This is a genomic window from Collinsella aerofaciens (genome assembly GCF_015548375.1).
GTDB classification, from domain to species: Bacteria; Actinomycetota; Coriobacteriia; order Coriobacteriales; family Coriobacteriaceae; genus Collinsella; species Collinsella aerofaciens_AB.
In genome coordinates, this window is sequence record NZ_JADMWW010000002.1 from 113050 (window position 1) to 136395 (window position 23346).

Annotated in this window: 21 protein-coding genes; 11 read left to right on the forward strand and 10 right to left on the reverse strand. The window is 60.6% G+C overall.

From position 1 onward, the window contains the following. Positions 1-136: 136 nt before the first annotated feature. The 3 genes from rplL to I1969_RS01780 form a co-directional block, all read right to left on the reverse strand. Positions 137-514 (reverse strand): 50S ribosomal protein L7/L12, encoded by a 378-nt coding sequence (gene rplL / locus I1969_RS01770; RefSeq protein ID WP_006235005.1) that lies wholly within the window; start codon positions 512-514, stop codon positions 137-139. A gap of 102 nt (positions 515-616) precedes the next feature. Continuing rightward, complete coding sequence (gene rplJ / locus I1969_RS01775) at positions 617-1138, reverse strand: 50S ribosomal protein L10 (protein ID WP_055250258.1); 522 nt, start codon at positions 1136-1138, stop codon at positions 617-619. Between the two features lie 505 nt (positions 1139-1643). Beyond that, on the reverse strand, positions 1644-2780 hold the full coding sequence (locus I1969_RS01780) for a pyridoxal phosphate-dependent aminotransferase (protein ID WP_195232347.1): 1137 nt from the start codon (positions 2778-2780) through the stop codon (positions 1644-1646). A gap of 93 nt (positions 2781-2873) precedes the next feature. Between I1969_RS01780 and I1969_RS01785 the strand changes: the two genes are divergently transcribed. After that, positions 2874-3536, forward strand: coding sequence for a hypothetical protein (locus I1969_RS01785; RefSeq protein ID WP_195232349.1), 663 nt, complete (start codon positions 2874-2876; stop codon positions 3534-3536). A gap of 1 nt (position 3537) precedes the next feature. Here the strand turns inward: I1969_RS01785 and I1969_RS01790 are convergent, their stop codons facing one another. The 5 genes from I1969_RS01790 to I1969_RS01810 form a co-directional block, all read right to left on the reverse strand. Continuing rightward, positions 3538-4101, reverse strand: coding sequence for a uracil-DNA glycosylase family protein (locus I1969_RS01790; protein WP_195232351.1), 564 nt, complete (start codon positions 4099-4101; stop codon positions 3538-3540). Positions 4102-4104: 3 nt separating this feature from the next. Next, the gene (locus I1969_RS01795; RefSeq protein WP_161144888.1) at positions 4105-5481 is read right to left on the reverse strand and encodes an alpha-amylase family glycosyl hydrolase; all 1377 of its coding nucleotides are present in this window, start codon (positions 5479-5481) and stop codon (positions 4105-4107) included. 153 nt (positions 5482-5634) lie between these two features. Continuing rightward, complete coding sequence (locus I1969_RS01800) at positions 5635-6831, reverse strand: MFS transporter (RefSeq protein WP_195232353.1); 1197 nt, start codon at positions 6829-6831, stop codon at positions 5635-5637. A 121-nt stretch (positions 6832-6952) separates the two neighbouring features. Continuing rightward, the gene (feoB, locus tag I1969_RS01805; protein WP_195232355.1) at positions 6953-9364 is read right to left on the reverse strand and encodes a ferrous iron transport protein B; all 2412 of its coding nucleotides are present in this window, start codon (positions 9362-9364) and stop codon (positions 6953-6955) included. 421 nt (positions 9365-9785) lie between these two features. After that, a complete protein-coding gene (locus tag I1969_RS01810; RefSeq protein WP_195232357.1) occupies positions 9786-10685 on the reverse strand; it encodes an alpha/beta hydrolase in 900 nt (299 codons plus the stop codon). Between the two features lie 243 nt (positions 10686-10928). On the opposite strand from I1969_RS01810, the gene I1969_RS01815 reads away from it, so the two are divergent. The 10 genes from I1969_RS01815 to I1969_RS01860 all read left to right on the forward strand — a co-directional run bounded on the left by I1969_RS01815 (position 10929) and on the right by I1969_RS01860 (position 21731). Further along, the gene (locus tag I1969_RS01815) at positions 10929-11492 is read left to right on the forward strand and encodes a PTS sugar transporter subunit IIA (protein WP_040359007.1); all 564 of its coding nucleotides are present in this window, start codon (positions 10929-10931) and stop codon (positions 11490-11492) included. Between the two features lie 181 nt (positions 11493-11673). After that, entirely contained in the window at positions 11674-13077 is a 1404-nt protein-coding gene (asnS, locus tag I1969_RS01820; RefSeq protein WP_055285210.1) for an asparagine--tRNA ligase, read from the forward strand. Positions 13078-13335: 258 nt separating this feature from the next. Continuing rightward, complete coding sequence (locus tag I1969_RS01825; protein WP_117745796.1) at positions 13336-14121, forward strand: hypothetical protein; 786 nt, start codon at positions 13336-13338, stop codon at positions 14119-14121. 160 nt (positions 14122-14281) lie between these two features. Beyond that, a complete protein-coding gene (locus I1969_RS01830; protein WP_117745795.1) occupies positions 14282-15262 on the forward strand; it encodes an ABC transporter substrate-binding protein in 981 nt (326 codons plus the stop codon). Positions 15263-15465: 203 nt separating this feature from the next. Beyond that, on the forward strand, positions 15466-16389 hold the full coding sequence (locus tag I1969_RS01835; protein WP_006234992.1) for an ABC transporter permease: 924 nt from the start codon (positions 15466-15468) through the stop codon (positions 16387-16389). Beyond that, complete coding sequence (locus tag I1969_RS01840; RefSeq protein ID WP_195232365.1) at positions 16382-17176, forward strand: ABC transporter ATP-binding protein; 795 nt, start codon at positions 16382-16384, stop codon at positions 17174-17176. Before I1969_RS01835 ends, I1969_RS01840 begins: the two co-directional genes overlap by 8 nt. Positions 17177-17334: 158 nt before the next feature. Continuing rightward, positions 17335-18189, forward strand: coding sequence for a metallophosphoesterase (locus I1969_RS01845; protein ID WP_195232373.1), 855 nt, complete (start codon positions 17335-17337; stop codon positions 18187-18189). 58 nt (positions 18190-18247) lie between these two features. Next, positions 18248-19015, forward strand: a complete 768-nt coding sequence (locus I1969_RS01850) for a mechanosensitive ion channel family protein (protein ID WP_195232375.1) — start codon at positions 18248-18250, stop codon at positions 19013-19015. Positions 19016-19107: 92 nt separating this feature from the next. After that, positions 19108-21024 carry a BMP family ABC transporter substrate-binding protein gene (locus tag I1969_RS01855; RefSeq protein ID WP_195232383.1) on the forward strand — a complete coding sequence of 639 codons (1917 nt, stop codon included), beginning with the start codon at positions 19108-19110 and terminating at the stop codon, positions 21022-21024. Continuing rightward, positions 21021-21731 (forward strand): metallophosphoesterase family protein, encoded by a 711-nt coding sequence (locus I1969_RS01860; protein WP_195232385.1) that lies wholly within the window; start codon positions 21021-21023, stop codon positions 21729-21731. Before I1969_RS01855 ends, I1969_RS01860 begins: the two co-directional genes overlap by 4 nt. A gap of 286 nt (positions 21732-22017) precedes the next feature. Here the strand turns inward: I1969_RS01860 and rplA are convergent, their stop codons facing one another. Together rplA and rplK are read right to left on the reverse strand one after the other, a co-directional pair. Further along, positions 22018-22725: a 50S ribosomal protein L1 gene (rplA, locus tag I1969_RS01865; RefSeq protein WP_195232387.1), complete on the reverse strand. Its 708-nt coding sequence runs from the start codon at positions 22723-22725 to the stop codon at positions 22018-22020. 117 nt (positions 22726-22842) lie between these two features. Next, complete coding sequence (gene rplK / locus I1969_RS01870; RefSeq protein ID WP_152067404.1) at positions 22843-23271, reverse strand: 50S ribosomal protein L11; 429 nt, start codon at positions 23269-23271, stop codon at positions 22843-22845. Positions 23272-23346 lie beyond the last annotated feature (75 nt).

Below are 23346 nucleotides of genomic sequence, written 5' to 3' on the forward strand. Positions count from 1 at the left end.
ACGGCAGGGCGCCCGATACGACGCAAATCACAGAACATGGCAGTTTGAGCAACCGATGTCGAGGGACCGAAAAACAAAAAAGACGGGGCTCGCAATGCGAACCCCGTCTGCAAAGAAATCTGGCGAGAAAGCCTGATTACTTGAGGGTGACAGCAGCGCCAGCAGCCTCGAGCTTCTCCTTGGCAGCCTCGGCGTCCTCCTTCTTGGCACCCTCGAGAACAGCCTTGGGAGCGCCCTCGACGACCTCCTTGGCCTCCTTCAGGCCAAGGTTGGTGAGCTCACGGACGGCCTTGATGACCTGGATCTTGTTGTCGCCGAAGCCCTCGAGCACGACGTCAAACTCGGTCTTCTCCTCGGCCTCAGCAGCGCCAGCAGCGGGAGCGGCGACAACAGCGGCAGGAGCAGCGGCGGAAACGCCGAAGGTGTCCTCGATAGCCTTGACGAGCTCGGAAGCCTCGAGAAGGGTCATTTCCTTAAGAGCATCGATGATCTCATCGGTGGTAAGCTTAGCCATTTCTAAGTCCTTTCGGTTTCCGTGCGGATGCACGGAGATCAGTTAAAACACGGCGCGAATGCGCCAGGGGTGCGGCGTTGCCGCCGCGGGTGAAAACAGCGACTAGGCTGCCTTCTGCTCGGAGACCTGCTGGATCGAACGAGCGAGACCAGAGGAAACGCCGTTGACGCAGACAGCGATGTCGCGAGCGAAACCGGAGATGAGACCGGCGATCTGGCCGAGAAGCTGATCCTTGGTGGGCAGCTCGGCGATAGCCTTAACATCATCAGCGGAAACGGCCTTGCCGTCGGAGATACCGCCCTTGATCTCAAGGACGCCCTTGGACTTAGCGGAGAAGTCCTTAAGGGCCTTAGCGGCCTCGACCGGCTCGGTCTCGTAGAACACATAAGCGACGGGGCCGGCGAGAATCTCGTCGATCTCGGGCTGCTCCTGGTTCTTGAGGGCGATCTTGACCAGGTTGTTCTTGTAGACCTTCATCTCGGCGCCGCACTCGCGAAGCTGATGACGCAGCTCCTGAGCCTGCTTAACCGTCAGACCGTTGTAGTTGACGACGAACAGACCGGCGTTCTCGGCGATACGGGACTCGATCTCTGCAACCTTGTCGATTTTGTACTGCTGGGGCATGAATTACACCTCCTCGAATTCTTTCCGGGCACGGTCCGCCACAAGGACGTGACGGGGGCATGTCCAAAAAGAAAGCCCCCGCGCTGCATGAGCGACGGGGGCGAGAAGACATATCTACTCGACCACCTCGGCTGGCGGGAAGTCCCATTAAGCTCGCGGGTAAGACCCGTTTGCGCCGGCTGTCTCTGGCAGCGGATTCGTGCGTGAACCGAAAGTATTATGGCGGGGACCCCGGCGTCGGTCAACGGAAAACCGGGCTGCACACAATTCCACCATCCGGCCGCACCGCCGAAGGCCAGGCGCAAGGTTTTCGCTCGGTCAGGTCCTGGGCTCGCACGAAGAGCACATTAAGTGCTCTTCGGCTCGTGGGGAATCTACGAAAACCTTGCGCCTGGCCTTCGGCGGCGCGGCCCGCGGTGACTTTGGGGCAGCCCGGTTTCCCGTTGGCCGGCGCCCCCACGCATAATCCTTATGTCGGTGGGCTGATGTGTTGCGTCCCTGATGGCTATAGGGTTGAGACGAAGGTGGACAGGCGGTGGAGGCCTTCGTCCAGGTTTTCGTCGGAGACGCAGTAGCTTAGGCGGATGTGGCCTTCGGTGCCGAAGCAGTTTCCAGGGACTAGGGCTACGTTTGCCTCTTTGATGGCTTTGATGCAGAAGTCCTCACTTGTTAGGCCGAACTTTTTGATGCTCGGGAAAGTGTAGAAGGCTCCTGCGGGCTCTACTGCGTCGAGGCCCATGGCGTTTAAGGCTGCGAGTACACGTTCGCGACGAGCTCGGTAGACTTTGAGCATGGGGGTTGGGTCGACGGTCAGGGCTCGGGCTGCGGCGTCCATTTCGAAGGAGACGGCACTCGATACTAAGTATTGGTGAGCCTTGGCGATCTCGGCGATGACGGGTGCCGCTGCCGCGAGCCAGCCCAGGCGCCAGCCGGTCATGGACCAGGGCTTGGAGAAGCTCTCGATGATGACCGTCTGTTCACGCAGCTCCGGGTGACGCTGGGCAAAGCGCTCGTAGCCATCCACATAAACCAGGCGGTTGTATACGTCGTCGCAGACCACGTAGATGCCCGCCTGCTCTGCCACGCGCGCCACGGCGTCGAGCGAAGCCGCGTTGAGGATGCAACCCGTAGGATTGTTGGGCGAGCAGATGACGATGGCCTTGGTCGCCGGCGTCACGCAAGCACGAAGCGCATCCTCGTCAATCTGGAATTGCGCGGGCTCCGTATCCAAAAAGACTGCTTTGGCGTGGTTGGCCACGACGATGCTCTCGTACAGGCCAAAGGCCGGCGTGGGAATAATGACCTCGTCGCCGGGGTTGAGCATAGCCATGAATGTTGCCGACAGGGCCTCGGTCGCGCCGTCGGTCAGAATGACCTCGTCCGCCGAAAACGTAAGGCCCGCATCCCCCATGTAGGCAGATAACGCCTCACGCAGGGCGGGGCGACCGTTGTTGGGCGGATAGTGCGTGTCACCGCGGTCCAGTGCGGCGGTCACCTCGGCGCTAATCACATCGGGCGTGGGAAAATCGGGCTCGCCAAGCGCAAGCGCGATGCACCCCGGGTGCTGGGCGGCGAGCGCGTTGATCCGGCGGATACCGGAGGGCTTGAGCGTGGCAAGCGAGGTATTCATGGGCAGTCGCATGGCGTTCCTTTCGTAAGGGTTGCACTAGGATAGCGCGGCAGGGCGCCGCCAGACGGTGTAACCTAAACGGAAACGAGCCGGAAAGGAGATGGCATGGAGACGACCGCGCGTGGCGACGTACCAAAGACACTGCAAACCATTGCGTATATCAGTATTCCCAATAGCGCCGATCTTGATTTTTTGCTCTGGGACCTGCAGGATGCCATCGCCGCCTATGCCCGGTTTTCCGGCACCGTACTCCCCCACCCGGTTGACTTGAAGGCGGATAATGCCGACGGCGTTGCCGATGGCATCGTGCTGGCCATTGAAGATATGGCTGACGATGAGACGTTGACTGCTATCGAGCAGGCGCTTGAGCGCTTTGGCAGTACGGGAACGCGTGTCTATGCCGTGATCCGAGCCGCACGACAGGGCGCTGAGCAGGCGCGTGGTGCCGCCGTTCGCCTGCACAAGGCATGTGAGCGCCATGACCAATTGTGGTGTGGCGGCGTTGCCATTTGCGCTGGCAGCGGCATTGCGGCGCTTCGCCATTCCCCACGCATGGGCCTCTTGCGCCGACCATTTTCGGAAGCGATGGATAAGCTTGTGGGCGCTGTGCGCATGGGCTGCTCCGTCGAGCATGCACAGCGACTTGGCGGCGGCAATGCCGGTAGCGTCGATGCCGACGGCATGGTGCGCGCCAGGCCCGCGCTGCCCACACCGATCTGGCATGCCATCATGAAACGCCTCGGCACCCATGCTCAATCAAGGATCTAGACTACCGTGCGATCCAGTCAACGGCTTCGCGCCAACGCTCAACAAGACGTTCCAGACGCCAAGCCGCGTTAGCGGGACTAGTTGACGGCAATACGACAGCGGGCAGGCCTGTCCGCTCCTTTAGATAGCGCTTATAGAGGCGCCCCGCCGTACCTCCGTTACACACCACCAGCTCAATAGGCGCATTGCCCGTAATGCGCTCAATATGTGCCGGAACGACGTTTTTGATGCTGGCGTCGCTCGAGCCCTTAATGTCGCAGCTCTCGACCACATCCCACAGGGCCACGCCGCCGTTCAGCAGCATGGCCCGCTTGGCGGCAATGGAGGCATCGAGCGTCGCGGGCTCACCGCTTGCCAAAGGATCGCCCTCGTTGGGCGGCACAGGCATACCGAGGCACGTGGCCATCACACGCCAAAAGCGATTCTGAGGGTTGCCGTAATAAAAGGCATTGGCGCGCGAAAGCACCGAGGGAAACGACCCGAGCACCAAAACGCGCGAGTGCTCGTCAAACACGGGCTCAAACCCATGCTCAATATGTTGATAGCCCTCGTCAGACACGGCCATGGGCTAGGCTCTCAACAGATAGCGCACCTCGTAGGGTGCAAGCTCAAGGGTACCCGTCAGCTCGACCGTGGGCGCATCGTCGGCAAGCAGGTCGACGAAGGAGCCGTTGAGTTCGCCGGCGCCAAAGGTGTAAGGCTCACCCACGGCATTCACCGCCACGAGCACCGCCGCGTCGTCGCAGGCGCGCTCGAACAGCAGCTGCTTGTTCTGGATCACCACGTTGCGATAGGCACCGTAGTTGAGAGCACGGGCAGCCGCGTCGTCGGCCGAACGAAGGTGTGCGAGCTGCGTGATGAACGCCGTCAGCTCGTTGGGCGCAGGCTCATCGAGCGCAGGTCGCAGAGCCCAGTCACCATCGGGGCCGCCCTTTTCGCCAGGAATCCCCCACTCGCTGCCATAGTAGACGCACGGAATGCCCGGCATACCAAAGAGCATGCCGTAGGCGGGACGCAGGCAGGATTTGTCGGTGAGGATACTTGCCAGGCGCGGCACATCGTGGTTGTCGACAAACGAAAGCAGATGTTTGCCGCGGTAGATGCACCAAGGGTCGCCGCCAAACTGACGGTGCAGCGAATGGGCGATCTCGAACATGTTGACCGAGTTAAAGCTGGAATACAGGCCCTTGTAGCACTCGTAATTAGTGCACGAGTCGAGCATCTCGTCGTTGACGATCTGATTGTAGTCGCCGTGGAGCGTCTCGCCGATGAGCACAAAGCCGGGCTTGAGCTCACGGGTAAAGGAGTGTAGGCGGCGCATAAAGTCGCGGTCGAGCATGTAGGCGACGTCCAGGCGCAGGCCGTCGACGCCAAAGACGTCGGCCCAACGGCGCACAGACTCGAGCAGGTAATCGACCACAGCGGGATTTTGCAGGTTGAGCTTCACAAGCTCAAAATGACCCTCCCAGCCCTCGTACCAAAAGCCGTCGCCATAGCAGGAGTCGCCGTCAAAACTGATGTGAAACCAATCCTTGTACGGCGAATCCCACTTGCGCTCCTGCACATCGCGGAAGGCCCAAAAGCCGCGACCGACGTGGTTGAAGACGGCATCGAGCACCACGCGGATGCCATGGGCGTGCAGCGTGTCGCATACGGCGGCAAAGTCGGCATCCCCGCCCAGGCGACGGTCTATATGGCGCAGGCTGCGCGTGTCGTAGCCGTGACTATCGGACTCGAGCGGCGGGTTGATGAGCACAGCGCCAACGCCGAGTTTTTGCAGGCAGTCGGCCCATTGGGCAATCTTCATGATAGGAGCATCGGGGTTGGGTTCGACATCGGCGGCCTGGGCGAGCTCATCCTCGGCAACGGGGGCGGCGTTTTCGCGCGGAGCTCCGCAAAAGCCCAGCGGATAGATCTGATAGAACGTCGTCTCGTATGCCCACATAGCAACCTCCCGGTAAGCTCAACACAACGACATCCATTGTATGCCCAGCTTGTATCCCCTCCCCCAAAATAAGTTGCGGTGGAATAGTTCCTGCTTGGGCCTTCAAAGGCCTTAAACAGGAACTATTCCACCGCAACTGATGAGGGGACGTGGCTAGGCGACGGGCTTGGCGCGGCGGATGGCTGGGAACATCACCGTGATGGCGAGGATAACGCCCACGACGGCAATCGCCCCGCCCACAAAGCCGATCCAGGCGATACCGGGACCCGAAACCACGGCTCCGCCGATCGCGGTACCCGTGCCGATACCGAGGTTGAACAGGCCCGAGAAGATCGACATGGCGACGGCCGACGAATCTGCCGGCGTGTGCTTGATGAGCTCGGCCTGAAACGCCACGTTAAAGGCCGTGGCGCAGCAACCCCACAGTGCGCACACAGCGAGAACCGCAGCGAGTGACGATGCGGCCGGACCCATGAGCAGCAGAGCCACCGGCACGCCGGAGAGCGTGATAGCCAAGAACGGGAAGCGATGCCCATCGAACAGGCGGCCAAACAGCCAGCTTCCGAGCAAACCAGAGCAGCCAAACGCCGTCAACGTCATGGTAATGGCGCCCGCATCGACGTGCGCGACCTGCGCCAGGAAGGGCTCGATATAGCTGTAGCTTGCGTAATAGCCGGTCGCCATGAAGACCGTGACTGCGTAGAGCGCGATGAGGAACGGGTTCTTGAGCAGCTCGGGCAGCTGCTTGAGCGTAAAACGCTCGCCCGCTGGCATGGCAGGGAACACCGTGGCCTGGTAGACGACCGCGACAGCAGACAGCGCTCCGACCACGGCAAACGTCATGCGCCAGCCCACGGCCAAGCCAATGGCGCGACCGAGCGGCAGGCCAAAGATCTGTGCGATGGAAGAGCCCGTGGCGATCATGCTGATAGCGAGCGCCCCGTGGCGTGTGTCAACCAGGCGCGACGCCATGATCGAGGCGACCGACCAGAACACGGCGTGCGCGCAGGCAACCACCAGGCGCGCGCAGACTAAGATGGGATAGGTCGGTGCCAAGGCGGACAGGAACTGGCCCAGCGAGAACACGGCGAGCACGCCCAGCAGCATCCGCTTGAACTCGAAACGCGAAGCGAACACCATGAGCGGCAACGACAGCAGCATGACGCCCCAGGCATAGACCGAGATCATGATGCCCGCCTGGGCCTCGGTGAGCGAGAACGACGCGGCGATATCAGTCAAAAGGCCGATGGGCATAAACTCCGACGTGTTGAACACGAACGCACAGCAGGTGAGCCCGACGAGCGGGAGCCACTGCCTGAGCGTGATGCCGTCTTGCCTTGCCTGACTCATATATAACGTCTCCAATCATTTTGAGCGGAGGCGATTATATAGCAACGGCCCCGCATCCGTCAGCAACAGATGCGGGGCCGAAAACAATTCGATACACAGAGGTTGCGCCGTCAATTCATAACTAAGCCAACCCCAGCAACATGCCCGCCGAATGCACGACAAACGCCACGACCCAGGCGACCGTCACCTGAAACGCGAATACGGCCACGGCATAGCGTGCGCCCAACTCGCTCTTGACGGCGCCGATGGACGCCACGCAAGGCGGGTACAGCAGCGTAAAGACCAGGAACACGTAGGCGGTAAACGGCGAAAACATGGCTGACAGTGCCGCGGGCGACGTTGCGCCCAAAAGCACCGTGAGCGTCGAGATGACGCTCTCCTTGGCAATGAGCCCCGTGACGAGCGCCGTCGAGGCGCGCCAGTCGCCAAAGCCGAGCGGGGCCAACACCGGCGCGATGATGCTACCCAGACCGGCAAGCAGGCTTTGCGACTGGTCGGCGACCACGTTAAAGCGGATGTCGAACGTCTGAAGGAACCAGATGACCACGGTCGCGGCAAAGATAATGGTAAAGGCCTTGGTGATGAAGTCCTTGGCCTTATCCCATGCCAGCATCACCGTCGTCTTGACGCTCGGCAGGCGGTAATTGGGGAGCTCCATGATAAACGGCACCGGGTCGCCCTTAAATGCCGTGCGGTTGAGCACCAAAGCCGCGACGCAGCCGACCACGATACCGATCAGATAGAGCGAGACCATGGCGGGAACCGTCGCCTGCGGGAAAAACGCCCCGCACAGCAAGCCGTAAACCGGCAGCTTGGCTGAGCAGCTCATAAACGGCGTGAGCATGACCGTCATCTTGCGGTCGTGCTCGGATGGGAGCGTACGGGTCGACATGATAGCTGGCACGGTGCAGCCAAAGCCGACGAGCATGGGCACGAAGCTGCGGCCCGACAGACCAAAGCGACGCAACACCTTATCCATGACAAAGGCCACGCGCGCCATGTATCCGGAGTCTTCCAGAATGGAGAGGAACAAAAAGAGCACGACGATAATCGGCAGGAAGGTCAGCACACTGCCCACGCCCGTAAGCACGCCGTCGACAGCCAGCGAGCGCACCACGTCGTTGGTACCGAACGCCTTGAGGCCCGCATCGGCCGAGGCGATGATGGCAGCGATACCGTCCTCCATGAGTCCCTGCAACGCCGCGCCGATCACGCCAAACGTCAGCCAAAAGACGAGGCCCATGATCACCAGAAACGCCGGGATAGCCGTGTAACGACCTGTCAGGATGCGGTCAATCTTGACGGAGCGCACGTGCTCGCGGCTTTCGTGCGGCTTGACGACGCAACGCCCGCACACGTCGCCGATAAAGCTAAAACGCATATCGGCCAACGCAGATAGGCGGTCGGTGCCGGCCTCGCCCTCCATCTGGGTAATGATGTGCTCGATAGCGTCGAGCTCATTGCGATCCAGGTGAAGCGCCTCGGTTACCAGCTCATCGCCCTCGACCAGCTTGGTCGCCGCAAAGCGCACCGGGATGTGCGCCGTCACGGCATGGTCCTCGATCAGGTTAGCAATACCGTGGATGCAGCGATGCAGCGCACCGCCGTCCGGACCGTCGGGCGCGCAAAAGTCCAGGCGACCGGGGCGCTCGCGGAACCGCGCGACGTGCAAGGCATGATCCACCAGCTCGCCGATACCCTCGTTGCGGGCAGCGCTAATGGGGACAACGGGCACGCCCATCAGGCTCTCGAGCAAGTTGACGTCTACGGCGCCGCCGTTGGCGGTCACCTCGTCCATCATGTTGAGCGCGATGACCATGGGGCGGTCGAGCTCCATGAGCTGCAGTGTCAAGTACAGGTTACGCTCGATGTTGGTAGCGTCAATGATGTCGATGATGGCGTCCGGGCGCTCGTCGAGGATGAACTGACGGCTCACGACCTCTTCGCCTGTGTACGGCGACAGGGAGTAAATGCCAGGCAGATCGGTAACGCTCGCCTCGGGATGGTTACGGATGGTGCCATCTTTGCGGTCGACAGTCACGCCGGGAAAGTTACCGACGTGCTGGTTGGAGCCCGTCAGCTGGTTGAATAACGTGGTCTTGCCGCAGTTTTGGTTGCCGGCGAGGGCAAAGTGCAGCGGCGCGCCCTCGGGCACGGCCGTCTTTGCCGCACGGGGCGAATACGTCCCCTCGCCAAGTGCCGGATGCTCCGTCGTGCCGATTGCGGCGTTAGCGCGCGGACCTGTATCGGTGTCGTGAATACCCACGAGCTCGATGCGAGCGGCATCGTCCTTACGCAGTGTCAACTCGTAGTCACGCAGGCGGATCTCGAGCGGGTCACCCATGGGGGCGTACTTCATCATGGTGACTTCGGTGCCCGGCGTTAGGCCCATGTCCAAAATATGCTGTCGGAGTGCCTGGTCGTCCGATGTCACCGATGCGACGACGGCGTCCTTTCCAATCTCGAGTGTATCGAGCCTCACGTCCGTGTTCCTCCCCCGGCGCCCACAGGGCGTTGCATTTATGTTCGCCATGGCTAACCGTTTGCCATGGCTAACCAATTTTAAGCTTACATGATAGCGTGAACACACAACGACGTTCAATCAGCAGATTGGCGCAATGGGGACAGGCAGGAGAGTTCAGGGCCATAGTTTCCCGATGAGGCCTCTCGGGGAAACTACATCCCAGAATTCTGGCTCGAAACGGGATATGGTTTCCCAAACAGGCCTCTTACGGAAAATGCATCCCGGAATCCCCACTCGAAACGGGACGCACTTTCCCAGTCGAGGCCCTATGGGAAACCGTGTCCCACCTTGAAGGGGGAACTGGGATGCAGTTTCCGGACGGGACATCAAAAACAAAGTTGCGGTGGAATAGTTCCTGGATGGGCTGGTTGATGCCCCAGATAGGAACTATTTCACCGCAAGTTATTGAAGGGCTGGGATGCCCGTCCTCTTACAGATGGCGCTCCAGAAAGCGGAAGGCTAGGCGAATCCAGGGGCGGACCGCCACCTGCTTGTCCTCGTTGTCGACCGCGGTGTTGGCGTTGCCGAGCGAAAGGCCGTGACCGCCCTGGTCAAAGACGTGCATCTCGCAAGCGACGCCCTCCTCCGCCATGCGTTGGGCAAACGGATAGACCTGCGCGATCGGCGCCGTCTTGTCGTCGGACACGCCCCATACAAAGGTCGGTGGCATCTGACGCGAAACATGCGTGGTGGGGCAGATGTCGGCCAGATGCTCGTCAGTTGCCTCGCCGCCCGTCACCATCGACAGGTAGTCGTTGAGCAAATCGCGCCCCGTCTTGCCGCCCGTCTTGGGCACGCGCAAGTCAATGCGCGGATCGCGCGTCTGCATGTCGCGCACATAGGCAAAGTCGAGCAATGGATAGCCCAGCACCACGGCATCGGGACGAATGTCGTCCGGACGCGCCCCGGCAAGTGCCGCAAAGGGGCCGGTCTTCCACTGTGTTGCCAGCGAGGCGCAAATCATGCCGCCAGCAGAAAAGCCCACGACGCACACGCGCTTAGGATCGACATGCCACTCGTCGGCGTTGGCGCGCACCGTGGCGACCATCTTGGCAAGATCTGCCTGGGGATGCGGAAAGCTCACGTCACCCGTAGAACTCGTGACATAGTTGAGCACAAAGGCCTGGTAACCGTGATCCAAAAACGCAAACGCCACAGGATCCTGCTCATGCGGAGCGATATGCGTAAACGCACCTCCGCCACAGATAATCACCGCGGGGCGGCGGCCATTCGGTTTATCGGGCAACGGCTCGGCACCCAAATACGTAAACGTCGCCGGATAATCCTCGGTCGGCTCCTCGCCCCACAGCGCATGGTTCTCGACAATCATATGTGCTCCCTTCGCGCAAATTATGCGCCCTTGTTTTTCGCCTTCAAGCGTACCCCACTTGAACCCGTGGCGCAGAAACACTCCGGCAATAAGTTTCCCTTCAACTGATATATCACATAATCCCAGTTCAGAGGTATCGTTGAGCAGCGTAGAATAGGGGCGTTGACCAAGCCGCGAAACACATGTGAAACGTTTCCGGCAAACCAAACGCGCGATATGCGCCTATTTAAGTTGGAGGCAACTATGGGTCTGCTCGATTCGCTTAAGTCCACCTTCACCTCGACCGGCGAGGCGTCCGTTCCGCCCGCAGCAAGCTTCGCTACCCGCGAAGGCGTCATCTATGCCCCCGTCAACGGCGTGCTCGTCAACCTGAACGAGGTTCCCGACGAGACGATCGCCTCGGGCATGCTTGGCCAGGGCTATGGCATCGAGCCCATTACCGGCACCATCTATGCGCCCGCCAACGGCCGCATCGGTGCCACCACTGTCACCAACCACTCCATCGGCATGATCACCGAGGACGGCCTGCGCGTGTTCATCCATGTTGGCCTGGGCACCGTGGAAATGAACGGCAAGGGTTTTGCCCGCTTTGTCGAGATGGGCGATGTGGTCAAGGCAGGCCAGCCGCTCATCAGCTTCGACCGCGAGGCCATTAAGGCCGCTGGTCACGAGGACATCGTGACCGTCATCGTCTCCGAGCTCGATCGTCTTAAGAGCATCGACCATGTCGGCGAGTCTGGAACGCTTATCGGCGGCAACCCGCTCGTCAAGCTTGGCGACCCGCTGCTGGTTGCCAAGACCAAGTAGCCAGGCCCCACGCCACACAGCCAAAAGGCACCTCGTCAAGCGCCCGCGACCATTTGGCCGCGGGCGCTTTTCGTTTGAAAAACCATCCCGCCAATGCTTTATCTGTATAGCTCAAATGAGCCGAGCTGCTAGAATATCGAACTGTATGGATAACTATCATTCAACCGTTATGGGAGGATACGTGAACCGCACCAAAATCGCGCAGCTCTATGCCGATGCCGAGTCGCTCGGCGGCCAGACCGTCACCGTCGCCGGCTGGGTCAAGTCCGTCCGCGACATGAAGAACTTTGGCTTTGTTACGCTCAACGACGGCAGCTGCTTCCGCGACCTGCAGGTCGTCATGAACCGCGAGGCACTCGACAACTACGACGAGATCGCCCATCAAAACGTCTCGGCCGCACTCATTTGCACCGGCACCGTCAAGCTGACCCCCGATGCGCCCCAGCCTTTCGAGCTTTCTGCCACCTCCATCGAGGTCGAGGGCACGAGCGCCCCGGATTACCCGCTGCAGAAGAAGCGCGCAACCGTCGAGTTCCTGCGCACCCAGCAGCACCTGCGCCCGCGCACCAACCTGTTCCGCGCCGTGTTCCGCATCCGCTCTGTCGCGGCTGCCGCCATCCACCGCTTCTTCCAGGAGCAGGGCTTTGTCTACGTCAACACCCCCATCATCACCACGAGTGACTGCGAAGGCGCCGGCGAGATGTTCCGCGTGACCACGCTCGACCCCAAAAATCCGCCCCTCACCGAGTCCGGCGAGGTCGACTGGAGCCAGGACTTCTTTGGCAAGCATGCAAGCCTCACCGTGTCCGGCCAGCTCAATGCCGAGAACTTTGCCATGGCCTTTGGCGACGTGTACACCTTTGGCCCCACCTTCCGCGCCGAAAACTCCAACACCACGCGCCACGCCGCCGAGTTTTGGATGATCGAGCCCGAGATGGCCTTCGCCGACCTCAACGACTACATGGATAACGCCGAGGCCATGCTCAAGTACGTCCTTAAGGACGTCATGGCAACCTGCCCCGACGAGCTCAATATGCTCAACAAGTTTGTGGACAAGGGTCTGCTCGAGCGCCTGGACCATGTCGCCAACTCCGACTTTGCCCGCGTTACCTACACCGAGGCCGTCGAGATCCTGGAGCAGGCCGTCGCCGCCGGTCACAAGTTTGACTATCCCGTGAGCTGGGGCATCGACCTGCAAACCGAGCACGAGCGTTTCCTGACCGAGGAGCACTTTAAGCGCCCGACCTTCGTGACCGACTACCCGGCCGAGATCAAGGCGTTCTACATGCGCATGAACGAGGACGGCAAGACCGTCGCCGCCGCCGACTGCCTGGTGCCGGGCATCGGCGAGATCATCGGTGGCTCCCAGCGCGAGGAGCGCCTGGATCTGCTCGAGGCCCGCATCAAGGACCTGGGTATGAATCCCGAGCAGTACAAGTACTACCTTGACCTGCGCCGCTACGGTTCCTGCAAGCACGCCGGCTACGGTCTGGGCTTCGAGCGCTTGGTCATGTATCTGACCGGCGTGGGCAACATCCGCGACGTCCTGCCGCACCCGCGCACCGTGGGCAACGCCGACTTCTAATCGTCGAACGCTAGCTCGCGTCGCCACACGCCAACGCTCATCGCACAAGCGTCTCTCGACATCGGTCGAGAGACGCTTTTTTCAACAGCATCCGTCAAGCTTTTGGCAAGTTTTTGGTCAGTTGAGCAGGGCTGTTGAAAACTCGACCCGCCGTTTGCCGACGACTACCGACCGCCCAGAGCGCCCTGCGCCCCTGGGAAAGCCCCGCGTCCTAGGCTCCATACCGTCGCCACCCAAAACGGAAAGGACGTGGGCACCATGACCGAAGCCGCTGTTGAAACCTACGACACCACGACGAGGGGCGCCGCCTCGATGGCAGCCTATCGCGCCGTTCGTATCCTGCAGCTCCTGAGCGAAAACACCGGCGAAGACAAGGCCATGCTTTCCGATGAGCTGATCCGGCGCCTCGCCCATCCCGACGACCCCGCCCGCATGCCCATCTCGGCGGCGCGGCGCAGCATCTACACCGCCATCTCCGCGCTTCGCCATGCCGGATACGAAATTGAATACAAACGCGGCGTGGGCTACAAACTTCTTACCCGCCCGCTCACCGATGAAGAGATCATCCGGCTCCACGGTATGGTCATGCGCAACCGCTCCACGCCTATCGCTATCCGCAAGAGCATGGCGCAGCACTTAGTTGCCATGGCGAGCGCCGACGTTCGCGGCTACCTCGATACACCCGAACCCGCTCCAAGCGCAGGCAGCAAGGCTACCAAGGCAACACGCACGCCCATCAAGCGCATCGACACGTGCGAGCTCGTCGAGCAGGCCATCGACCACGGAACCACGGTGAGTTTTGATATTTCGAGCGTCACGACACGCGGCGAAACCGAAGCAGCACGGATGACACTCCGTCCCTTTGCCATCAGGCAGCGCGATGGCATCTCGTATCTGCTGGGAACGGTCTACGACGCCCGAGGCACCGACGATACGCTGCGCACCGTCGAGATCGCCCGTATGAGAAACGTCAGCACGCGCCTGCTCGACGGCAAGAAGCTCTTCGCCGCCCTGGACGAGGACGACGCCTCCTCCGCCGCATAAGACCCTCCGCCGCCCATTCGACTACCCGTACCGCCCATCCGATTCTGTATTAAAAAACCCGCCAGGCTGTTGTAAAAATGGACATCAGCGCTACTATAGTCCCACTTGCACTTTGTCCCAGTGCAGTGTTTCCAGCCATTTTTATACTGGGGGTAATGATATGAAGGACATCACCATCAGCCGCAGGAGCCTTCTGGTCTCCGCCGGCCTGCTCGCGCTCGCCCCGCTCGCCGGATGCGGCGGCAGCTCTGGTTCCGGCTCCGCTGCCGCCGGTTCCGACTACACCATCGGCGTTCTGCAGCTCACCGAGCACTCCGCGCTCGATGCCGCCAACGACGGCTTCGTCAAGGCCATCAAGAAGAGCGGCCTTAAGGTCAAGATCGACCAGAAGAACGCCCAGAACGACCAGTCCACGTGTAAGTCCATTGCCGACAAGTTTGTGGGCGACAACGTCAACCTGATTTATGCCATCGCCACGCCCGCCGCGCAGGCTGCCGCCGGCGCCACGGCCGATATCCCCATCGTGGGCTGCGCCATCACCGACTACGCCGCCTCCGGCCTGGTCCAGGACAACGACAAGCCCGGCACCAACGTCACGGGCGCTTCCGACCTCACCCCGGTCGCCGAGCAGCTCGAGATGATGCAGAAGGTCCTGCCCGACGTAAAGAAGGTCGGCCTGCTCTACTGCACCGCCGAGTCCAACTCCGACGTCCAAATCAAGGCCGCCAAGAAGGAGCTCGACAAGCTTGGCCTCGAGTACACTGACTTCACCGTCTCGAGCTCCAACGAGATTCAGTCCGTCGTCGAGTCTGCCGTGGGCAAGGTCGACGCGCTGTACTCCCCCACCGACAACACCATCGCCGCGGGTGCCTCGCAGGTCGGCCAGATCTGCAAGGAAAACAAGCTTCCCTTCGTGACTGGCGAGGAGGGTATGTGCATGGCCGGCGGCCTGTTCACCCTCTCCATCAATTACGAGGACCTGGGCTACGCCGCGGGCGAGATGGCCGTTAAGATCCTGAAGGGCGAGGCCAAGCCCGAAGACATGCCGATCAAGCACCTCTCGAGCAAGGACCTGGTCGTCGTCAAGAACGACGAAATGGCCGAGGCCCTGGGCATCGACCTTTCCGCTCTGGACGCGTAATGCCATACGCGGCATGCGTCTAGAGCCCGTGCTCGCGCTTTAGCCGCGTTATTCAATATCTGAGCCACAGGGGCGGGCGCTGTAGACCGGCGTCCGCCCTGCTTGTTTCAGGTAAAACAAAACGTCTGTCCGCAGCTCTTCTATGCATTGTTACCGCTATTATGGTGAATCACGTGTCCACCCTATCCTAGGAGGTATGAAGCATGCTCATTGCATTGCAGGGCGCCGTTTCGCAGGGCGTCCTCTGGGGCATTATGGTGCTTGGCGTGTTTATCACGTTCCGCCTGCTCGACATTCCCGATATGACCTGCGACGGCAGCTTTGCCCTCGGCGGCTGCGTCTGCGCTGTGCTCATCGTCAATAACAACGTCGACCCGCTGCTCGCCGTGCTGGCCGGTATGTGCGCCGGCGCCATCGCGGGCGCCGTCACGGGCATTTTGACCACCGTCTTTGAGATTCCTGCGATCCTCGCCGGAATCCTCACCCAGATCAGCCTGTGGTCCATCAACCTGCGCATCATGGGCAAGTCCAATACGCCCATTCTTGCCAAGGGCACCGTGTTCTCCGCCGTCAGCAATATGACCGGTCTGCCGCAGTCCACCGTTGCCATCATCTTGGGCATCCTGCTCGCCGTGGCTATCGTTGCCATCCTGTATTGGTTCTTTGGCACCGAGATCGGCTCGGCGCTGCGAGCCACCGGCAACAACGAGTACATGATCCGCGCTCTGGGCGTCAACACCAACTCCACCAAGATGATCGCCCTCGTGCTCTCCAACGCCCTCATCGGCCTTTCGGGCGCGCTCATCTGCCAGAGCCAAAAGTATGCCGACATTGGTATGGGCACCGGTGCCATCGTTATCGGTCTTGCCGCCATTGTTATCGGCGAGGTGCTCGGCCGTCTGCTGCCCGGCGGCCTCACGCAGTTTAGCGTCCGTCTTGCCTCCGCCGTCTTTGGCTCCGTGGTGTACTTCCTTATCCGCGCCATCGTGCTGCAGTTGGGCATGGACGCCAACGACATGAAGCTGCTCTCCGCCGTAATTGTCGCTGTGGCCCTGTGCGTGCCCGTGGTTTGGGAGCGCTATAAGCTCCGCAGCTCCTACACGAAGGGAGATGAGGCAGATGCTTAAGCTCTCGCATGTCAAGAAGACCTTTAACAAGGGCACCGTCACCGAGAAGCGCGCGCTCACCGGCGTCGACCTCACCCTGAATGACGGCGACTTTGTAACCGTGATCGGCGGCAACGGCGCCGGCAAGTCCACGCTGCTCAACATGATCGCCGGCGTGTACCCGCTCGATTCGGGCGTTATCGAGCTCGACGGCACCGACATCTCGCGCCTGAGCGAGTCGCAGCGCGCCAAGTACCTGGGCCGCGTGTTTCAGGACCCCATGCGCGGTACCGCTGCCGACATGCAGATTGCCGAGAACTTGGCCCTCGCCAAGCGTCGCGGCCAGCGTCGCGGCCTTTCGTGGGGCGTCACCAAGGCCGAGAAAGATGAGTACGTTGAGCTGCTCAAGCGCCTGGACCTTGGTCTGGACACGCGTCTCAACGCCAAGGTCGGCCTGCTCTCGGGTGGCCAGCGCCAGGCACTCACCCTGCTGATGGCCACGCTCACCAGGCCGCGCCTGCTGCTGCTCGACGAGCACACTGCGGCCCTCGACCCCAAGACGGCCTCTAAGGTGCTCAACCTGACCGAGGAGATCGTCGACGAGAACCACCTGACCACGCTCATGGTCACGCACAACATGAACGACGCTATCCGTCTGGGCAACCGTCTGATCATGATGCACAAGGGCCATGTGATCTACGACGTGGCCGGCGACGAGAAGAAGTCGCTCACCGTGGCCGACCTGCTGCAGAAGTTCGAGGAGGTCTCGGGCGGCGAGCTCGCCAACGACCGCATGCTGCTAAGCTAAAACCTGCCAAAAAGGGACAGGTTTATTTTGGTAGGTTTTATCTGCGCAAACGCCAAAACCGCCGCAAAGGGACAGAGGCCCTTGCGGCGGTTTTCGCATATTATGTCGATAATCCGATATTCAACCAGACATTCTGGCTAAGGACTAAGGAAACTGCCATGAAAAGACTCCCCCGCTTTGCGTTGGCCGCCGCGTTGTTTGCCGGCGCGCTCGCAGGCATCCCAAGCCTCGCTTTCGCGGGAAACCTGCCCGCCGCTATTGACGGCTCCGTGGCCGTCATGCACACCAACGATATCCACGGCAGCTACAAGTACAGCTACAACGCAAGCAAGGGCACCGGCACTGTGGGCTTTGACGGACTGGCGGTTTTCTATAGCGCCCAAAGCAGCGCCCCCGATCTTTTACTCGATGCGGGCGACACCTTCCACGGACAGTCCTTCGCCACCATGAGCGAGGGCAAGAGCATCGCCGAGCTCATGGACACCTTCTACGCCGACGGCTACGACGCAACCACGCCAGGCAACCACGACTGGAGCTACGGCGCGGACAAACTCCGCACCATGACCGGCTACAGCACCACCGGCACGCCCTTCGCCATGCTCTGCGCGAATGCAACGTCCTCGAACGGCGTATGGAGCTCGAGCATCACGAAGACGCTCGATCGCACCTGGGAGGATAGCGAGGATCACTCCACATTCGACTACAAAATCAAGGTCGGCGTCGTCGGAGCCATGGATGAGTCGCTAGGTTCCTCGCTGCGCGCGGACCTGGTCGCGGGCACCAGCTTCTCGAGTGCCGCGAACGCCATCAATGCCGAGGCAGAGCAGCTGCGCAAGGAGGGCTGCGATGTTGTTGTGTGTATCGCGCACACGCTCGACGCAAAGACCTTTGCCACGCGGCTCCGTGGCGTCGATGCCCTTATCGCAGGCCACGAGCACATCAACCTTAACGAGAAGGTGACGGGAGCCGACGGCAAGACGATCCACGTTGTCGAGGCAGGCAGCGCCTTTTGATCGGACGGGCTTCTTGGTGGGTATCATGGTTGGACGATCATTAGGAGGTTTTCCCCACATGGAATTGTTTGAGCCGATTCTTCATTTCTTTGAACAACGGTGGGTCCACAACATCATCTGGGCCGGCATCTTGGTAATAGGCACCGCCATCGCCACCAAGGTCGTATCCAAGACCCTGCGCCACCTGCTCAACCGCGACGACAACCCGCTTCCGGCATCGAGTATCTTCATCAACATTGCGCGCGCCGTCATCTGGATGATCGGCGGCAGCTTTATCCTCGACAACTGCTTTGGCATTAACGCAAACGCCCTCGTCGCCGCTCTTGGCGTCGGCGGCATCGCCATCTCGCTCGGCTTTCAGGACACGCTCTCAAACCTTATCGGCGGCATGCAGGTAACCTTTATGGGCATCATCAAGCCCGGCGACAATATCGAAGTCGGTGGCGTGTCGGGCGTGGTCCAGGACATCACCTGGCGTCATACGACCATCGAGGACGCCTGCGGGCAGACCATCATCGTCCCCAACTCAAATATCTCCAAGAACACGCTCGTGCATCTCATGCCCTTTGGGCGTGTGGCTGTGCCCGTTGTCGTAAAGGACACATCCAAGTGGGCCTCACTCGACGCGCTGGCAGACGAGCTGACCAGCGCCACCAAGGCCGCCGTGCTTCCCATCTCGAGCTTTGACAAGGAGCCCTACGTGCTCTTTAGCGAGATCGGCGACTTTGGCATTAAGGGCAAGGTCATCTTTATCGTCAGCGACGACAGCACCACTTTCACGGCGGCCGACGCCTGCATTCGCGCCATCGCCCCCATCATCGCCTAAACCACCACAAAGGGGACAGGCACCTTTGTGGTGGTTTTCATTCGTGATACCATGGTTCATATAGTTGTTTAAACGACTAAGGGAGCAAAACTATGGAAGAGGCCTATCGTCAAGCACGCAAGCGCGGCGAGCAAGGACGTCGACGCGCCATTAGTCAAAGCGAGCATCCGTACCTTACGGACCTCGATAGCTTGGTTGCCCAGCTCCCCTTGGGCCAGCAAGAGAATGTCGGCCTGAGAGACATTCCGCTCGAAATGGTCGTCGGCACGGTTACCAAGGGCCGTCAGTCGGCCTTTTCATGCAACTTTATGCCCTTGCTGCCGTTTAGCACGGAGTTCGCCCGCAAGTGGTCCAACCTCTACGACATCCAGGTGACCGAGGGCTATCGCGATCCCGTCATCGTCACCGAGTTCATGCATCGGTTTTACGTCCAAGAGGGCAACAAGCGCGTCAGTGTCCTCAAATTCCTGGACGCCCCGACGGTTTCGGCCAAGGTCACCCGTCTCTACCCCGGCACGTGGGATTCCGTCGAAAGCCGCCTGTACGGTGAGTTCTGCGCGTTTTGGCGCGTCTGCCCCCTATACGAGATCGAGTTCTCGCGCGAGGGAAGCTACGAGACGCTCGCCAAGATGCTCGGTCAGGACCTTATCGAAAAATGGCCGCAGAAAAAGGTCGACTACCTGCGCCACACCTTCCTGCTCTTTAAGCGCGCCTACCTTCGCGCGGGTGGCGACCACCTGGACATTACGCCCGCCGACGCCATGCTCGTCTACCTCAATGTGTACAACCAGGACCGCCTGCTGGATACGCCGACGGATATCGTCGTAAACCGCCTGTGTAAGATTTGGCGTGAGCTGGTCATTGCTGGCAAAAATAACGAGGACAAGGTCGATCTTGTCGAAGCACCGAGCGTCGATGAGGAAGAGTCGACCGCCAAGTCCACCTCCGGCGTGCTCAACTTCTTTATGGGCAAGACCGTCTATTCGGCGGACAATCCCCTGCGCATCGCCTTTATCCATGAGTTCCCCTGTGCGACGTCGAGCTGGGACAGCCTGCACGACCAAGGGCGTCAGTATCTCGATAAGCACTTTGGCGGTATCGTGCGCACCGAGGCGCTTGAGGACTGCCACGATCCGGACGTGTTCTACGCCGCCGTGGAAACGGCTGTCAAACATGGAGACAGCGTCATCTTCTCGACCTCGCACCGCCTGATGGAATACACGCTCAGGGCTGCCGTTGAGTATCCCCAGGTTCGGTTCCTCAACTGCTCTATCGGCCTTCCCCATCAAAGCGTCCGTTCGTACTTTGGCAAGATGTACGAGGCCAAGTTCCTCCTGGGCGCCCTTGCCGCCAGCATGGCGGACAATCACCGCATCGGTTACCACGCGTCGGTCTTCGCCTCGGGCGCACTCAGCGAGATCAACGCCTTTGCGATTGGAGCTTCGCTACTCGACCCCCGTGCGCAAATTATCCTGACCTGGGGCGATGTGCCCGCCGGTGGCCTTGCCGAGGCCATGTGCCACGAAGGCGTGAGCGTCATGACCGGCGCCGACATGTCCAAGTCGCTGGAGGACCCCACGGCCTACGGACTCCACCGCCTGATCGATGGCAAGGTCGTCGGCATCGCCATGCCGGTATGGAACTGGCGCCGATACTACGAGCTTATCGTGCGAAGTCTGCTGCATGGCACCTGGGACGAGACCAGTGACGACAGCCGGGTCCGCGCCGTCAACTACTGGTATGGCATGAGCTCGGGCGTTATCGACATTCGCTACGCTCCGGGCCTGCCCTATCAGACGCGCAAACTGGTGCAGCTGCTCCGCAATGGCATCGTCGAGGGCTCCATCAATCCATTTGGCGGCGAGCTTCACAGCCAAAACGGCGTGGTGCAGATTGAGGGCTTCCCCCCGCTGCCGAGCACGCAAATCGTCGAGATGGACTGGCTGGCAGACAACGTGGTGGGTACCATTCCACAGCCCGACGATGAGCCGAAGGTCCGCGCCCTATGAAAATCCTTGCCATAGCCGATACCGAAGAACGATGCCTTTGGGAGTGCTTTCGCAAAGAACGCTTTGAGGGTGTCGACCTGATTTTGTCCGCTGGCGATCTGGACCCGGACTATCTTGAGTTTTTGGTCACGGTCATCAACAAACCGCTCATCTACGTACGCGGCAATCACGATGACCGCTACGCACGTCATGCACCGGGCGGCTGTATCTGTGTCGAAGACACCGTGTACGTGTATCGCGGCGTCCGCATTGCGGGGCTTGGCGGCTCCATGCGCTACCGAGATGGCGCCAACATGTACACCGAGCGCGAGATGGCCAAGCGCGTGCGCAAGCTGTCTCGTAAAGTGAGGATGGTCGGTGGCTGCGACATCTTGCTCACCCATGCGCCCGCCGCCGGCGAGGGCGATCTGGACGATCTGCCACATCGAGGATTCAAATGCTTTAACACAGCGCTCGAGTCCTGGAATCCCGACTACATGGTGCACGGGCATGTGCACCAATGCTATGGTCGCGACTTTCAACGTGAGCGTCAGCACGCATGCGGGGCAACGATCATCAACGCCTGCGGCTATACGCAGTTTGAGCTGGACGAAGCGCGCTACCCCATCCGTGGCTGGCAGGCAGCCTGGCTCAATTCGCAAACCATGCGTCGCGAACTCAAGCGCCACGAGGCTATCGAGTCCTCAACCGCCAGAACACCCTGGTAACCACCTTTAAGGCTTGACGCTGCGCCGGCCCCAAGCACCCCGTCTCGCCCCTCAAGCCGTCGCTCGCGTACCAAAGTACGCGTCGCTCCTCTTTCGGGGCGACCTGGGGCACTTGGAACCGGCTCGCTGCGATGCCATAACATTGACGCCAAAGTGCCAAAACCACCACAAAGGCGCCTGTCCCCTACAGTGGAATTGGAGGCGCGATAGCAAGAAACCCGGTCCTGCACGAGACAGAACCGGGTTTCTTTAGCAATGCTTGCTTTGCTCAGGCAGTAACTAAAAGTTACTCAGCCAGGAAGTCGCGCTGGATAGCGGGATCAACCTTGATGCCAGGGCCCATGGTGGAAGACACGGAGATGGACTTAACGTACTTGCCCTTAGCAGAAGAGGGCTTGACGCGCAGGATCTCGGTGTACAGGGCAGCGTAGTTCTCGACGAGCTGCTGCTCGGAGAAGGACTTCTTGCCCAGGGGCACGTGGCAGATGCCGTAGCGGTCGGCGCGATACTCAACGCGGCCGGCCTTGAGCTCGGAGACCATCTTGGCGACGTCCATGGTCACGGTGCCGAGCTTGGGGTTCGGCATGAGGCCACGGGGACCAAGGATCTTACCGATGCGGCCAACCTTGGCCATCATGTTCGGCGTAGCGATAGCGGCGTCGAAGTTGATCTCGCCCTTCTGAATCTGGGCGACGAGCTCGTCGGAACCGATGATGTCGGCGCCGGCAGCCTCGGCCTCGCGGGCCTTCTCGCCCTCGGCGAAGACGGCAACACGAACGGTCTTGCCGGTGCCGTGGGGCAGGGAGATGGAACCGCGGATGTTCTGGTCGGCCTTACGAGTATCGACGCCCAGACGGAAGTGGGCCTCGACGGTCTCGTCGAACTTGGCGGTGTCGAGCTCCTTGATGAGCTTGGCAGCCTGAAGGGGGGTGTAGAGCGTGGCGCGGTCGATCTTCTCGGCAGCGGCGTTATAGCTCTTACCATGCTTAGCCATGTGCATTACCTCCTGTGGTTAAACGGGCGCGAGCCCTCCCACATCGTATCGTGTGCCCTATTGCACACATTTAACGGGCGCCCCGGTTGGAGCACCCGTCGTTACCAAAAGAAATCGCTACTCAGCGATGGTGACGCCCATGGAACGGGCGGTACCGGCGATGATCTTCTTGGCGGCGTCAATGTCGTTGGCATTGAGGTCCGGCATCTTGATCTCGGCGATCTTGGTGAGCTGCTCCTGGGAGAGCTGACCAACCTTGTCGGCCTGGGGCTTAGCGGAACCAGACTTGAGGTTCAGCTCCTTCTTGATGAGGTGAGCCGCCGGCGGGGTCTTGGTGATGAAGGAGAAGGACTTATCCTCGAAGACAGTGATCTCAACGGGGATGATGTCGCCCTTCTTGTCCTGCGTCTCGGCGTTAAAGGCCTGGCAGAACTGCATGATGTTCACGCCAGCTGCGCCCAGGGCGGGGCCGACGGGAGGAGCGGGGTTAGCTGCACCAGCAGGAATCTGGAGCTTAATGACGTTGGCAACCTTCTTCTCAGCCATGGTCATTCCTTTCGAATCACGAGTGTGAAGTATTTGCTATATCGTAAGCACGCACGTGTTAGAAGCACTCCTGAG